Genomic DNA, 505 nt, shown 5'->3' with positions numbered 1-505 from the left:
CGTTTGTTCATGAGTGCGGGGTGTAGGATGCGCGATCGACTGTTGGCTGCGGAAAAAGTGAAGGCCATCGATTGGCGTGACGGCGCGCTGCACCTGCTGGATCAGCGTATTTTGCCGTTCGAGGAAACCTGGATCGCCTACACCAGCGCCGCTGGCGTGGCAGAAGCGATTCGCTCGATGGTGGTGCGCGGTGCGCCGGCCATTGGCATCAGTGCGGCCTATGGCATCGTCCTCGCGGCGCGTGCGCGGATCGCTGAAGGTGGCGATTGGTACGCGGCGCTGGAAGAGGATTTCGCCTTGTTGGCGGATTCTCGTCCGACAGCGGTCAATCTTTTCTGGGCCCTGGGGCGCATGCACGATCGCCTCGACCGCCTGAAGGAAAACGCCGATCCGCTGGCGGCGCTCGAAGCCGAAGCCATCGCCATTCACGAAAGCGACCGCGAAGCCAACCTGACCATGGCCCAGCTCGGCGTTGATCTGATCCGCAAGCATCAGGGCAATGCCC

At 62.8% G+C, this 505-nt stretch carries 1 protein-coding gene; it reads left to right on the top strand.

Features of this window, described 5'->3' with window-relative positions; translation table 11 throughout:
* Positions 1-27: 27 nt before the first annotated feature.
* On the top strand, positions 28-505 hold a 478-nt coding region (locus BK660_RS31220; RefSeq protein ID WP_473087032.1), incomplete at its 3' end, for a translation initiation factor eIF-2B alpha/beta/delta subunit family protein.

It is taken from the genome of Pseudomonas brassicacearum (assembly GCF_003732265.1).
Taxonomy (GTDB): domain Bacteria; phylum Pseudomonadota; class Gammaproteobacteria; order Pseudomonadales; family Pseudomonadaceae; genus Aquipseudomonas; species Aquipseudomonas brassicacearum_D.
The sequence above is the reverse complement of the archived record's forward strand: the minus strand, read 5'-3'. Positions and strand labels throughout refer to the sequence as shown.